The organism is Deltaproteobacteria bacterium (genome assembly GCA_016875395.1).
Taxonomy (GTDB): domain Bacteria; phylum Myxococcota_A; class UBA9160; order UBA9160; family UBA6930; genus VGRF01.
Map to the genome: position 1 here is coordinate 96945 of VGRF01000003.1, position 13632 is coordinate 110576.

9 protein-coding genes and 1 pseudogene are annotated in these 13632 nt (G+C 70.2%); 2 read left to right on the plus strand and 8 right to left on the minus strand.

Features of this window, described 5'->3' with window-relative positions; translation table 11 throughout:
- Positions 1–104: 104 nt before the first annotated feature.
- From FJ091_03850 to FJ091_03870, 5 genes and pseudogenes are all read right to left on the minus strand, one after another.
- Positions 105–5576 (minus strand): hypothetical protein, encoded by a 5472-nt coding sequence (locus tag FJ091_03850; protein MBM4382485.1) that lies wholly within the window; start codon positions 5574–5576, stop codon positions 105–107.
- Positions 5577–5910: 334 nt separating this feature from the next.
- A pseudogene (locus tag FJ091_03855) lies at positions 5911–6114 on the minus strand (hypothetical protein).
- A 720-nt stretch (positions 6115–6834) separates the two neighbouring features.
- Entirely contained in the window at positions 6835–7335 is a 501-nt protein-coding gene (locus FJ091_03860; GenBank protein MBM4382486.1) for a DUF11 domain-containing protein, read from the minus strand.
- A gap of 12 nt (positions 7336–7347) precedes the next feature.
- Positions 7348–8316: a DUF11 domain-containing protein gene (locus FJ091_03865; GenBank protein MBM4382487.1), complete on the minus strand. Its 969-nt coding sequence runs from the start codon at positions 8314–8316 to the stop codon at positions 7348–7350.
- A gap of 64 nt (positions 8317–8380) precedes the next feature.
- On the minus strand, positions 8381–8659 hold the full coding sequence (locus tag FJ091_03870) for a hypothetical protein (GenBank protein ID MBM4382488.1): 279 nt from the start codon (positions 8657–8659) through the stop codon (positions 8381–8383).
- A 243-nt stretch (positions 8660–8902) separates the two neighbouring features.
- On the opposite strand from FJ091_03870, the gene FJ091_03875 reads away from it, so the two are divergent.
- Positions 8903–10150 (plus strand): cytochrome P450, encoded by a 1248-nt coding sequence (locus tag FJ091_03875; protein ID MBM4382489.1) that lies wholly within the window; start codon positions 8903–8905, stop codon positions 10148–10150.
- Between the two features lie 15 nt (positions 10151–10165).
- Here the strand turns inward: FJ091_03875 and FJ091_03880 are convergent, their stop codons facing one another.
- Positions 10166–10939 carry a glucose 1-dehydrogenase gene (locus FJ091_03880; GenBank protein ID MBM4382490.1) on the minus strand — a complete coding sequence of 258 codons (774 nt, stop codon included), beginning with the start codon at positions 10937–10939 and terminating at the stop codon, positions 10166–10168.
- A gap of 78 nt (positions 10940–11017) precedes the next feature.
- Here FJ091_03880 and FJ091_03885 point away from each other — a divergent pair, with 78 nt between their 5' ends.
- Positions 11018–11791, plus strand: a complete 774-nt coding sequence (locus FJ091_03885; protein ID MBM4382491.1) for an MBL fold metallo-hydrolase — start codon at positions 11018–11020, stop codon at positions 11789–11791.
- Between the two features lie 14 nt (positions 11792–11805).
- On the opposite strand, the gene FJ091_03890 is transcribed toward FJ091_03885, so the two are convergent.
- Entirely contained in the window at positions 11806–12813 is a 1008-nt protein-coding gene (locus tag FJ091_03890) for an NADP-dependent oxidoreductase (protein ID MBM4382492.1), read from the minus strand.
- 35 nt (positions 12814–12848) lie between these two features.
- A complete protein-coding gene (locus FJ091_03895) occupies positions 12849–13631 on the minus strand; it encodes an enoyl-CoA hydratase (protein ID MBM4382493.1) in 783 nt (260 codons plus the stop codon).
- Between the last annotated feature and the right edge of the window lies 1 nt (position 13632).

A 13632-nucleotide genomic window follows, 5' to 3' on the forward strand; every position in this document is an offset into this window, starting at 1 on the left:
AGCCGAGGCCGCCGGCGAAGCGCGCAACAGCGGGCGAGTCTTCGAGCCCGCTGCGGGGTGAACGTGGAGAACCGTGAGCGTCGGTGCGCCTGCGCGGATCGCGCTCAGCGCTGACCTCGCCCGCCCGCGAGCCAGCGAGAAGCGCGCGGGCTCCACTCGAGCCAGTCCCGCACGTTCTCCCCATCCACCTTGACGCGCAGGCGGAGGAACGCGCCCTTCGCGGTGTAGTCGGCCTGGGAGAACTCGTCGTCTTCGAAGCCGATCACGTTGTATCCGACGCTCGCCCAGACGTTGCGGTAGAGGCGGCGGCCGAGGCTCGCGCCCACCGAGTAGTGGCCATCGGTCGCGCGGTCGGATTCGATCTGACGCGCGCGGGCGTGGAAGGCGATGTCCCAGCCCTTCGCGAAGTCCTGGCGCGCCTCGATGCCGAACAGGTGGCCGAGCGAGTCGTACGTCGCACCGTCGATGCGCTCCTTTACCCATTTCGCGGAGTACTGGAGCGCGATCTGCGTGCGCTCGTCGCGCGTGTAGTTGAGCTTCAGGTGGTTCACGACCCGGTCGCCGCGCAGGCCGGAGCCCGACGTGGTGGACAGGCCGTGCTCGAACTCGAGCTGCTCGAGCAGGATCCAGCGCGTGTCGAGGGGCCGATAGGCGAGCGAGAGGCGCGCCGCGTAGGTGTCCTCCTCGGTGGGCGCGGGGCCGGAGCGCTCGGCGCTGAACACCTCCACGTTCGCGGAGTACGAGGTGCGCTCGTGCTCGCGCAGCGCGCCGAGCATGAGGTTCCAGCCGTCCTCGATCTCGCCGCGGCGCGTCTCGACGCGCGTCGTGATCGCGGTCGGACCGTGGCTGTAGCCGGCGCCGATCGAGATCGCGGTGTAGTCGTCGTCCGCCGGGCCTGAGAAGGTGGGGACGTCGGGGTCGAAGGCGGGCGTGCTTCCGCCCGAGATCGTCTGCGAGCGGTCGATCGAGAGATCGAAGCCCCAGCGCTCGAACAGGTTCCAGTGCTGCGCGATGCCGAGGTTCGCGTACGTGCGCGGGCCGTACTCGCCGAGGGTGCTCGCTGTCGGAGTGGCGCCCAGGCTCGAGGTCGCCGACGCACCGGCCGCGCCTTGGGTGGGAAGACCGCCGCGGCCGAGGCTGAGCGCGACCTGCCCGCCCTCCCAAGGCGTGACGTTCGCTCCGACGCGCGTGTCCTGCCCGCGGCGCGTGTCGCCGAACGTGATCTCGTGCTGCGCGAAGAGCGTGAGCCAGTCGGTGAGCTTGTAGTCCGCGCCCGCGCCGACGCGGTCGGCGTAGTCCCCGTGCGGTCCCTCGCTGCCGAAGCCGACCTCGCTGCCGCCGCGCAGCGTGAGCTTGTCGCCGAACAGCTGATAGTGGCCGCCCAGCAACAGCTGCCCCGTGCTCTCGCCCGTCGCGGGAGCGGAGTCGCGCACGTAGCGCGCGCCGGCGTGCACTCCGCGGCGGCCCCCGTCGTCCCACTTCATCAGCGACTCCGCGATCTGGCGGTCGTCGTTCGTCGCGAGGTTCTGCTCGTGGAAGCTGCTCGTCTCGAACGTCCAGCGCTCGCGGAAGCGCCAGCGCAGATCGGCGCCGACGCGGCGCGCGCCTTGGTCGATCGCCGAGAGCTGCCCGAGGCCGAAGCCGTCCTGTTGTTCGCGTGCGTACGCCTCGAGCTCGAGGCTCTCGCTGCGATGCTCCGCAGACACGAGCCACGCAAGCGCGCGCTCGGAGCTCGTGAAGGTCGTGCTGTCGCTTCCCGCCCACTCCGCGCGCAGCGTGTTCGCCTCGTCCCATTCATAGGTGAGGTCCACGCCGACGAGATCGCCCTTCTGGGCGCCGCGCCCTTCGTGGATGCCGGTCGCGCCGATCTCGAGCGCACCTCCGAGGAAGAGGCCCGCGATGCGGCCGCCGCCGGAGATCGCATCGCCGGGGCCGTCCACCTCGTACTCGATGACGATCAGCACCGGGTTGAGCTGCGCGTCGCGGCTCGGCACCGGCGAGCGGAAGTGGAGCGTGCCGCTGTACGGATCGAGGTCGTAGTCGATCTGCGCCGTCTGCGGCCTCACGTCGAGCACGCGGCCGGGGCGGAAGCGGTCGCGCACTTCGATGCGCACGCGATCGCTGCCCACGAGCACCGGCGACTGCGAGAGGCGGTAGAGGCCCGAGGTGCCGTTGCCGCGAATCTCGTCGCGCGCGAAGGACTGGCCGGTGTCGCTCGCGAAGCCGCTGAAGCGCAGCTTCTCGCCGTAGTACTCGCTCTTCAGACCCGTGACGACCCGCTCGTAGCGCGAGAGGTCGTTCCCCGAGAGCGCCGTCTCGGCATCGCCGTAGAGCGCGTAGAAGCGGTCGCGCTGCACCTTCAAGAAGTAGCCGTTCGCGGTGGGCGCTTCGTAGCGCTGCTCGGTGGCGTCGCCGTAGAGCGCGAAGTGCTCCTCGGTGTCGAGCGTGCTCCGCAGCCTCTCGCCGGGCGCAGTGCGCTCTGCGTCGCTGTCGTAGGCCGCGGTGACCTGCCAGTCGCCGCGCACGGTGCCGGTCGCGAACAGCGCGGCGCGGCCCTGCTGGTCGGAGGCGTCGACCTTCGCCGCGCGGCGCGTGCCGTCGTCGCCCGAGTTGTCGCCGAAGCCGAGCTCGCCGGTGCCGAGCGCGACGAGCGTGAACTCGCGGCGGCCAGGCGAGAGCCACCCTTCGATCTCTTCGCGGCGCTCGTCCGCGAGATCGACCGTGAGTGCGAAGCGTCCCGTGGTCGTCGTGGGCTCGAGCTCGATGCGCGCGATGCCGCCCTTCCCCACCACGAACTCGGTTGCGCCGAGATTCGGCACCGCGAGCTTGCGTTCGCGCGCGCGCTCCACCGACTCCTTCGCGCGATGCGGCGCCGCCACCTCGAGCCTCCCGCTCATGCCCTCGCGCACCGGCTGGCCCCAGCGGTCGAACATTTTCAGCGCCACGACCGGCACGATGCGGCCATCGGCCACGAGCGTGGAGAGCGTCGGCATCAGCTCTGCGCTCACCGGCGGTCCCGAGGAGTGGAGCTTCTCCTGGATGCTCGCCACGACTTCGCCGCGCTCGTTCAGCAGCTCGGCGAGGAAGGTGTTGGGGCCTTCGCGAAGGCCGACGCCGCGCCAGCGCGAGATCGCGGTGGTCTGCGACGCGTTCTTCTGTGCGCCGTCGTAGCTGAGCGGCGGCACGAGCTCGCCGTTCAGGAACAGGCGCACGCTCAGATCCGGGTCGTGCTGGATGCCGACCTTCGTCGACGGAATGCGCAGGATCGCGAGGGGGTTGGGATAAACCCAGCGGTTCTCAGGCTCCACCTGCGCGAGCCACGCTGCTCCGAACGCGGCGTCGGGCGGCAGCTCCTCGGGCTCCTTCGGCGGCGGAGGCGGCAACTCGTCCCAGGTCGCGGTCTGCGTGAACGAGCGCTTCGCGTCGAGCGCAGTCTTCACGACGGGCGTACGCACCGGCTCGCCGGTGCCGCGGCGTCCGCTCGCCATCGCGTTCACCTGCACGCTCGGGTCCACTGCGAGCATGAAGCGCAGCGTCACCTCTCCGCCTGGCGCCACCTGCGCGGCGCGCACGGTCGGAACCGGCGCCGACGCGTCCACCTCGGCGCCGGCGCCGATCACCTCGAGCGATCCGGGCACGGGCTGCACGCCATCGGGCAGCATCACCACGCCGGAAATGCCCTTCAGCGTTGCGCCGCCGACGCTCACGCGCAGCTCGACGTGCTGCCGCTCGCCAGCCGGCGTGACCGTGAGCTGCTGATGCAAGCCGCGCGCGGTGGGCGCGCGCTCGAGGAAGAAGTCGGTGCGCCAGAGCGAGCCGCGCTGTGGCTCGACGAACTGCGAGTAGGCGCGGCCCGCGAAGCGCGAGCCCTCGCACGCGGCGGGCGTGAGACCGTCGGGCAGCGTCTGCATGTCGAGCTGCGCGACGTGCGTGTCCGCGCTCACGAGCGGGAAGTGGAAGCGGCCGAGCTCGTCCGTGACGACGCTCGTGCCGTCTTCGAGGAAGATGCGCACGCCCGCGACACCCTTGTGCGCGACGTCGCGCGGATCGGCGCAGCTGCCTTCGAGCACGCGGCCCACGAGCGTGGCGCGCTCGCTGAGCAGATCCGCGACGACGAGCATCGTCGCGCGCGCGGCGTTCGAGGAGAGGATGCCGGCGCGCACGATCGCCTCGTTCACGGCCTTGCCGCCGCGCACGCCCGCACCGAGGCGCGCGACGTAGCGGACCTCCACCTGTGCGCCGGCCGCGAGCACGCCGAGCGGAATCGAGAGCGTGCGGCCGTCGGCCGTGACCGCGGGATCCGGCGCGGGCAGGCCGCCGATGCGCAGCGAGCCGCGCTCGAAGCGGAAGCCGGGCGGGAGGCGGTCTTCGATGAACGCGGGCTGGCCGGCGCTGCCGTTCGGGGCGCCCGCGAGAAGCGTGTAGGGGACGAACTCACCCGGTCCCGCGGTGGCGCGACCGGCGCGCTTCACCAGCGTGAATGCACCGCTCGGATTCGCGGTGTCGACGGGCACGTCGACCGTCACGATCGGGCCGATCGGGACGGGGAAGTCGTTGCCGCGCGAGCCGGGCCCTAACACATAGGGCGCGCCGGGAAGCAGCTGCAGCGCGGCGTCGGGAACGCTGGATGGGAACGTGTGCGTCGCGGGCGGCACGACTTGAAGGCGGTACGTGCCCGGCGCGACGAGGGGGAAACGGAAGCCGCCCGGCGGGAAGGCGTAGTTGGTGCCGCCGGAGTCCATGACGACTCCGCCCGAGCTGACGGTGGACGGGAACGTGGACACGCCGTCGTCGCCGAAGACGGCGGCGGGAAGGCCGGTGCCCGAGTCGATCAGCGTGATCTGCGCGCCGTTCACGGGTGCGCCGGTCTGCGAGTCGAAGACGACGCCGAGCGGATCCACGAGGACTCCGGCGCTCGTGCTGTCGGCGGCGTCGGCCGGATCGCGATAGGTCGCGACCGAGCTGTCGCCCGAGGCGACGGAGAGCACGCAATCTCCGGAAACGGCGGGCGGCGGCCCGCTCATCAGATACCCGACGAACACGCCCGTGTTCGGGCCCGTCTCCGCCGCGCGCACGACTTCGCTGTCGCCCGCGAGCTGAGAGTCGACGGTGACGAGCACGGACTCCGCGACCAGCGGATCGAGGTTCTGGTCGGCGTCCGAAACGCGAACGAAGAACGCCTCGCCCTGGTGGTAGGCGCCTCCCCCTAACAAATCGACCGGCGCGCCGAGATTGATCGGCGCGCCTAGGAGATCCGTGGGGTTCGGCGATGCCACGAACGGGCCGGCGAGCGTGCCGCTCGTGCTGCACATCGCGGCGCCGACGTTCGTCGCGACCGCGCCCAGGTAGCCGGGCGCGTAGTGAAGGAACTGGGTCGTCGAGGGAGTGCGGATCGTCGTCGTGACGATCGTGTCGGTGTTGGAGAGCACCGCGCTGGGCACGCCGCCGGGCGGCGTGAACACGCCCTGCGCGGTGTTGGAGATCGGCGTGCCCGGGGGCGTCTGCGCATGGCCGGCGAGCGCGAACAGCGCGATCGCCAGCCACGCGCAGATCCAGCTTCCGGCGCGCGAACGCACGAAGCCCGCAGCGGGCGCCGCGCGGAGTCGCGAAGACTCCGCGCGGGCCCGCCGGGGCCCATGCATCGGGTTCGGAAGCTGAGCGCTCACGAGTCGCTACTGAATGACGACTCGGAAGCGCACCGTGGCCTGCGACGTCGAGCACGAACTCGCCCTCGTCGTCGGCCGCCGCGTTGGTCAGCGGCGTCGCAGCGCCGCCGTAGAGGTTCGGCGCCGTGACCTGAATGCCCGCGAGAGGGCCATAGCCATTCAAGTCGAAGTCGACCGTGCCGTTCGCGATCTCCGAGGCCAGGCTGTCGCTCACCGCCACGTTCGTGGCGGTCGCGGTGGCGGTACCCGCATTCGAGATCGTGATCGTGTACTCGACCGTCGCGCCGGGGATCGCCTTCGGGTTGACGCCGAGGTTGATCGGGTCGCTGATCACGACCGAGGCCTTGGCGACGGTGATCGACGCCGTCTGCACCTGGTACGCGCCGGCATCGCTGTGGAGGCCGTCGTTCGCCACGTCGGCGAAGCCGCCGAGATCCGCGAACACGATGTCGACACCCGCCGTGTCCGCGCCCGCGGAGTTCGTGACGACCGCGCCGAGACCGGCGGCGCCGCCCGCGCGGACCTGCGCGCTGAGCGTGATCGCCGAGACATCGCCATCCACCCGCCCGACCGGGACGCTGCGAACGACCCAGACGGTGACGTCGGCGTCTTCAACGAGCTCGTCGATGAACGTCGCGGTGTCGGCCAAAGGCTCGTAGATGTCGTCGCCGTCGTCGACCACGACGGTCGTTCCCGTCATGTCGAAGTCGTCCGGGCCGACGACGAACGGATCCGTTCCGTTCGTAGCGGTCAGCACGTAGTCCTGCGTCGAGTTACCCGTGTTGGTGACGGTGAACTCGAGGACTTCGTTGACACCGTTCACCGGGACGCCCGTGTAGGTGCCGGCCACTTCGTTGACGATGTGGCTGATGCTGTTGTCGACGAGGAACGTGGTGTCGGAGCCGTTGTTGACGCCCGGATTGCTGTTGCCGGCGCCCGGCGCCGATTCGATCACCGGCTGCGCTGTGGCGCTGATGTCGTAGGACACCGTCGCGCGGTTCGCGATGGACGTACCTGAGTCCGTCCCGATGGCCTGCGCACCCTGCGCAGCCACGATCAAGAGCGCGGCCGAGAAGATCCCGGCGCGCGCGTTGTTTCTCCAAACCCGTTGCATGGTCTTTCTCCTGGTTGTTGGGAACGAAGGAACGAGCGAGAGATCCACGCGCCGCTACTCGAGCTGCGCGAGGAAGCGCACCGACCGCTGCTCGGCCGGAGCGAGGGGCGCCGCGAAGACCCAGCGCACGTGCGTGTAATCGCTGGCGAGGGCAGGACGGCGCGTGCCGTCCTCGTTCGCGACGGTCAGTTTCTCGGGGCGATCGAAGCGGAAGCCGCCGTCGACCGAGAACAGCACCTGTGCGCCCGCGTCCGTCGCGGTGCCGTCCAGGTACGTCACCTCGGCAGGAATCGGATCCGTGACGACCACGCGATCCGCGTTCTGCTGCGAGATGTTCTTCGCCTCGATCGTGTAGGCGACGACGTCGCCCGGCACGACCTCGGCCGCCGGCACGTACAGCTCGGCCGCCGTGCCGTCGGGGTTCTGCGCGAGCACGCGCTTCTCGACCTTCGCCGAGAGCGAGATGCTCCCGGCCTCGGCGAGTGCGCCCGTCGCGCAAAGCAGCGCGGCGGCCATCGCCGCGCCGAGTCGCATTCGATTCGTGTGAAGAGTCATTGGGTTTCCTCCCTAATCAATCGTGACTTGGAACGTGATCACTTCTGCTGGCCCCCCGGCCGGCAGCGAACCGAGGCCGACGCTGATCGCGCCGGCCGTGGTGAATCCGAAGTCCGCCTCGTCGACGGGCGAGTCGGCCGCGTCGGTGAGCGGAACCGCGTTGCGCATCATCGAGCCCGGCACGTAGGTCGTGTTCGCCGGGATGGCGTCGGTGAGCGTGGTCGCGTCGGCGTTGCCGACTCCTGCGACCGTGACGGTGAGCGTGTAGGTGATCGTCGCGCCCGGAACCGGCTGCGCGCCGCCGAACGGGTCTGCGATCGCCGAGGTCTTCGCGATCGTGAGCGCGACGGCGGAGACCTGATAAGTGCCCTGATCCGAGTCGTCGCCGCCGCTCGTGCCGACGATCGCGTCCGTGCCGAGCTCGCCGGCGCCGGGGAACACGTCGCCGGGCAAGCCCGTGCCCGTCGTCGACGCCGCGGCCAGGAGACTGTCGCCGAGGTCGCCGCTCACGAGCGGAGCGGGGATGTCGCTCAGCGCGAACACGACGATGTCGTCCTGCGCGGCCAGATTCGCGTCGAGGACCGGGTCGTTCACGCCGTTGCTGTAGAGCGTGTCGACGCCGACGTCGTAAACGCCGTTCGCGTTGGCGTCGAGGTAGATCGCCGCGAACACCGGATTGAAGTCGTCGCCCGCGAGACCGTTGTTCACACTGAGCGCGAACGCGTCGATGCCGTTGCCGGTGTTCGTGACGCGGTACGTGAGCACGCGCGCGCTCGACGGCGAGTTCACGAGCACGTTGCCGATCGAGAGCAGCGTCACGTCGACGTCGATCAACTCGGCGACGGTGATCGTGTTCGGCGTGCTGCTCGCCGACACCGGCGAGCCGCCCACGTCCGCGGTCACGGTGGCAGTGTTCACGATGTCCGTGCCGGCTGCGGTGCCCAGCGCATGGACGGAGCTCGCAGTCGCGAGCACGCACACTGCGGCTCCGACTGCTCGCCTCAGACTCGCTAGTGACTTCATCTCGAATCCTCCTGCTGTGTCTTCACTGCACACGCGCCTGGAAGCGCAGCTCGAAGCTCGGCGTGGCGCTCAGCGATGCGCCGGCGAGCGTCCCGCTCGGGCGCACGCGCGTTGCACGCGCTGCCGCGTCGCATCCGTCGGCGTCGCGCATCGGCGCGCATGTGAACGTGTTCGCGCCGCTGTCGAGCCCGACGTCGAAGTCGGGCTCGGCGGAGAAGAGCGCGGCGACGGCGACCAGCGCGCACGCAAGTGTCCGTGCTCTCGCGCAGAGCTCGCGCGAGCAAGCGCGGCCGCCTGCCACATTTGGGCTACGTAGATTCACCCAGACGGTTTCGTCAGAACGGCAGAGCAATCAACCGGCAAAATGCCCAGGCGGCTCGCGCTCGAACCTCGCTTCATGCACCGCGGTTGCGAAGACGCGCAGCCGATCCACGAAGGGCCGTCTCCACGAGGAGTTGCGCAGGCTGGTTGCCGCGCGGTGAGTGTGTTTCCGCCCGGGGCCCGCGCGCACTGAGCTACCAGTCGCAATTCAAGGAGACGCGAGATGGCGAACGGCGCGGCACCGGAGCCCGTGGTCGAGAGCAAGTACACGCGCAAGCTGCGCCCGAACACGCGCAAGTCGGAGCACGCAACGCGCGACGAAATCCGCCTGCTCTCGCCGGACTTCTACGCCGACCTTCATCCGCTCTGCACGTGGATGCGCGCGCATGCGCCGGTCTACTGGGACGACGCGACCGGAATCTGGGGGATCGCTCGCTACGACGACATCATGACCGTCGCGCGCGAGTGGGAGACGTTCTGCTCCCGCGAGGGCTCGCGGCCGGACAGCTCGGTGCCGAGCATGATCAACTTCGATCCCCCGCAGCACACGCTGCGCCGCCGCATCATCTCGGCAGGCTTTACGCATCGCCGCGTGCAGGACCACGAGGTGTTCCTGCGCCGCAAAGTGCGCGAGTTGCTCGATGCGGCCGCGGCGAAGGGCCGCTGCGACTTCGTGCGCGACGTCGCGACGCCGCTGCCGATGTACATGATCGGCGAGTTGATGGGCCTGCCCGAAGCGGACCACGACACGCTGCTGCATTGGTCCGACTTGTTCGCGACGGGCAACGCTGAGATCGGCCTGCAGGTGCGCGACGCGGTGATCGCCTACGCCGAGTACATCCAGCGCGTGATCGCGCAGCGCCGCGGCGGGAGCGCGGAAGATCTCGTGAGCCTGGCGGTGAACGCCGTCGTCGACGGCGAGCGGCTCAGCGAGGACGATCTGATCTTCGAGACGATGCTCGTGCTCGTGGGCGGCGACGAGACCACGCGCCACGTGATCAGCGGCGGCCTCGCGGCGCTGCTCGAGCATCCCGCGCAGCTCGCGAAGCTGCGCGCGAATCCGGCGCTCGTGCCGAGCGCCGTCGAGGAAATGCTGCGCTGGGTGACGCCGATCCAGAACATGAACCGCACCGCGACGCGCGACGCCGAGCTGCGCGGCCAAAAGATCCGCGCGGGCGACCGCATGCTGCTGCTGTATCCGTCCGGCAATCGCGACGAGGCGGTGTTCCGTGACCCGTTCGCGTTCGACATCGAGCGCACGCCCAACGACCACGTCGCGTTCGGCGGCTTCGGCCGCCACCACTGCCTCGGCGCACAGCTCGCGCGCCTCGAGCTGCGCGTGCTCTTCGAAGAACTGCTCGCGCGCTGGAGCGACGTGCGGCTGGCGGAGCCCGCACAGCCGCTGCGCCGGCGCCGCGGCACCTTCGTGCTCGGGATCGAGGAGATGCCGGTCGTGGTGGCGCGCAGCTGACTCCCTGCGCGGCGCTCACCCCCGCCGCATCTCCTGACCGCCGCCGTACACGTACAGCCGCTCGCCCGTCACGTACGACGCGCGCTCCGACACGAAGAAGCGCACCGCGTTCGCGACGTCTTCCGGCTGACACACGCGCCCGAACGGCATCGTGCGGTCGAGCTGGTGGATGTCCTCGACGCCCGCCGCCGCCTTCGCGAGCCGACGCCCCATCTCCGTCTCCACGAGTCCCGGCGCGACGATGTTCACGTGGATGTTCTTGTGGCGGACCTCTTTCGCGAGCGTGAACGCGAGCGCCTCGAGCGCCGCCTTGCCCATGTTGTACGGCGCGCCGTTCGCGCCGTAACCGATCGTCGCCGCGCTCGAGATCATCACGATGTCGCCGCGCGGCCGCGCCTTCATGCTCGGCAGCACGAGCTGGCACAGGTAGTGCGCGCCGAACGCGTGCGTGCGCACCACGCGCTCCATCTCCGCGGGGTCGGTCTTCTCCACGCTGTTGCCGCGGCTCGCGATGCCGGCGTTGTTGACGAGAATGTCGACGTGGCCGAAGTCGCGCAGGATCGCTTCGACCATGCGCTGGTCCTCGTCGTAGCTGTCGACCGACGCGGCGTACGCACGCGCGCGGCGCCCGAGCTTCTCGATCGCGGCGACGGTCTCGCGCGCGGCGTCTTCCTCGCGCCGGTAGTTCACCGCGATGTCCGCGCCGTCTTCGGCGAGCGCGAGCGCGATGCCGCGGCCGATGCCGCGGCTACCGCCGGTGACGAGTGCGACGCGACCTGCGAGGGACATGAGTGCTCCTTCGTTCGGGCGCGCGACCGTAGCTACGCGCATTCGCGGCGTGCGACTCTCGCGCGCGAAGGAGCCGCGATGGCGCTGCGCGTCGCCGAGCGTTGGTTCTCGCGCCGCGAAGTCGGCCGCGGCGTGACGCTCTTGTGGGAGCCGCACGTGGCGCCGCTCCTGCGCTGCAACGTCTGGCACGTGCGCGGCCGCGCGCGCGACCTCGTCGTCGACACCGGCCTCGGCGTCGCGAGCCTCGTCGACGCCGCGCGCGACCTCTTCGAGCGGCCGCTCGCCGCCGTCGCGACGCACGTGCATCACGACCACACCGGCGGAATGCACGAGTTCGCGGAGCGCTGGATTCACGCGAGCGAGGCGGATGCGATGGCGAGCGGCGAGAACAACCTCCCGCTCGAGCTCGCCGCCTACGACGACGCGACGCGCAAGTTCTTCGCCAATCTCGGCTACGACCTCAGCGCGGGCCTAATCACTGCGATCCCGCGCGAAGGCTTCGACCCTGCCGCGCATCGGCTCGCAGCCGCCACCGCGACGCGCGTGCTGCACGAGGGCGACGTGATCGACCTCGGCGACCGCGCGTTCGAGGTGCTGCACCTGCCCGGCCACTCGCCCGGCAGCATCGGCCTTTGGGATGCGAAGAGCGGCACGCTCTTCTCCGGCGACGCGATCTACGACGGCCCGCTGCTCGACCAGATCCCCGGCGCGAACGTTCCCGATTACCTGGCGACGATGCGGCGGCTGCGCGAGCTGCCCGTGAGCGTCGTGCACGGCGGGCACGATCCGAGCTTCGGGCGAGCACGGCTCGTCGAGATCGCGGACGATTATCTCGCGCGGCGCACCGCGTAGACCCACTCGCTCGGCTAGCGCGGTTCCGCCGCCACCCGAATCATGCGCTTGCCGCGGTTCTCACCGGCCAGCAGCCCGATCAGCGCGCGAGGCGCGTTCTCGAGTCCGTCGATCACGTCTTCGACGACTCTCAGCTTTCCGCTCGCTGCCCACGCGGAGAGATCGCGCTCGGCTTCGGCGTCCTTGTCGGCAAAGTCCATGACGAGGAAGCCCTCCATGCGCAGCCGCTTCACCACGAGCAGTCCGGGCACGCCGGCGGGGCTCTTCGGCGCAGCGACGTCGTACTGCGAGACGGCGCCGCAGCACGAGATGCGACCGCGCGGCTTCATCGCGAACAGCGCGGCCTGGAGAATCGCGCCGCCGGTGTTGTCGAAGTAAACGTCGATGCCCTCCGGCGCTGCGCGCTTCAGCTGCGCCGCGAGGTCGTCCGCCTTGTGGTCGATGCACGCGTCGAAGCCGAGCTCGCGCACGACCCACGCGCACTTCTCGCTGCCGCCCGCGACGCCGACGACGCGCGCGCCCTTGATCTTGCCGATCTGCCCGACGAGCGAGCCGACCGCTCCGCCAGCGGCGGAGACGAGCAGCGTCTCGCCCGCTGCGATGCCGGGCACGTGGAGTAAGCCGTGATACGCGGTCTTGCCGGTCACGCCCAACACCGAGAGCTGATGCGACAACGGCCGGTGCGCGCTCGCACGTGCGAACGTCTTCGCGTCAGCGGCGCACCACTCCTGCCAGCCGAGCTCGCCGAGAACGAGATCGCCGCGCGCGAACTTCGGCGAGCGCGACTCGACGACTTCGCCGAGCCCGTAGCCGCTCATCAGCTGGCCCGCTTCGAGCGCGGCGCGGTAGGTCGCCCCTTGCATCCACGCGCGGTTCGCGGCGTCGAGCGAGAGCAGCACGCTGCGCACGAGCACTTGTCCGTCGGCAGGCGCCGGAATCGCAGCGCTGCGCGACGCGAAGTGCTTCTCGGTGAGCGGACCGCGCGGCCGCTCCATCAAGAGGATCTGCGTGTTGTCGGCCATCGCTCGTTTCCCCTCGGACGGTTCTCAGCGCGCGCTCAGGCCCGCTTCCACTTCGGATCGCGCTTCTCGATGAACGCGTCGATCCCTTCCACCGTGTCGGCCTCCATCATGTTCGAGGCCATGGTGTCGCCGGCGAACTTGTAGGCGTCGGGAAGCTCCATGCGCAGCTGCTTCTCGAACATCTGCTTGCCCGTGCGCACCGCGACGGGCAGCTGCGCGGAGAGCTTCTTCGCGAGCTTCGCGACTTCGGCGTCGAGCTCGGCGAGCGGCACGGCACGGTTGACGAGGCCGACGCTCTCGGCGGTCTTGGCGTCGATCATGTCGCCGGTGAAGAGCAGCTCGAAGGCGCGCTTCTTCCCGATCGCGCGGGACACGGCCACGCTCGGCGTCGAGCAGAACAGGCCGAGGTTGATGCCCGTGGTGCCGAAGCGCGCGTTCTCGCTCGCGAGCGCGAGATCGCAGCTCGCGACGAGCTGCGCGCCGGCCGCGGTCGCGACGCCGTGCACGCGCGCGATCACCGGCTTCGGCAGCGCGACGACCTGCTGCATCATGCGCCCGCAGCGCCCGAACAGATCCTCGTAATAACTCTGGCGCGGGTTCGCGCGCATCTCCTTCAGGTCGTGCCCCGCGCAGAACGCGCGGCCGGCGCCGGCGAGCACGACCACGCGCACCGTCTCGTCGCTCGCGATGCGCGTCAGCTCGCCCGAGAGCGCGTCGATCAGCGCTTCGCTCAGCGAGTTGAACTGATCGGGGCGGTTCAGCGTGAGCGTGGCCACCCCGTCCTTGTCCTCGCGCAGCAGCACGGGTGCGTCGGTCATC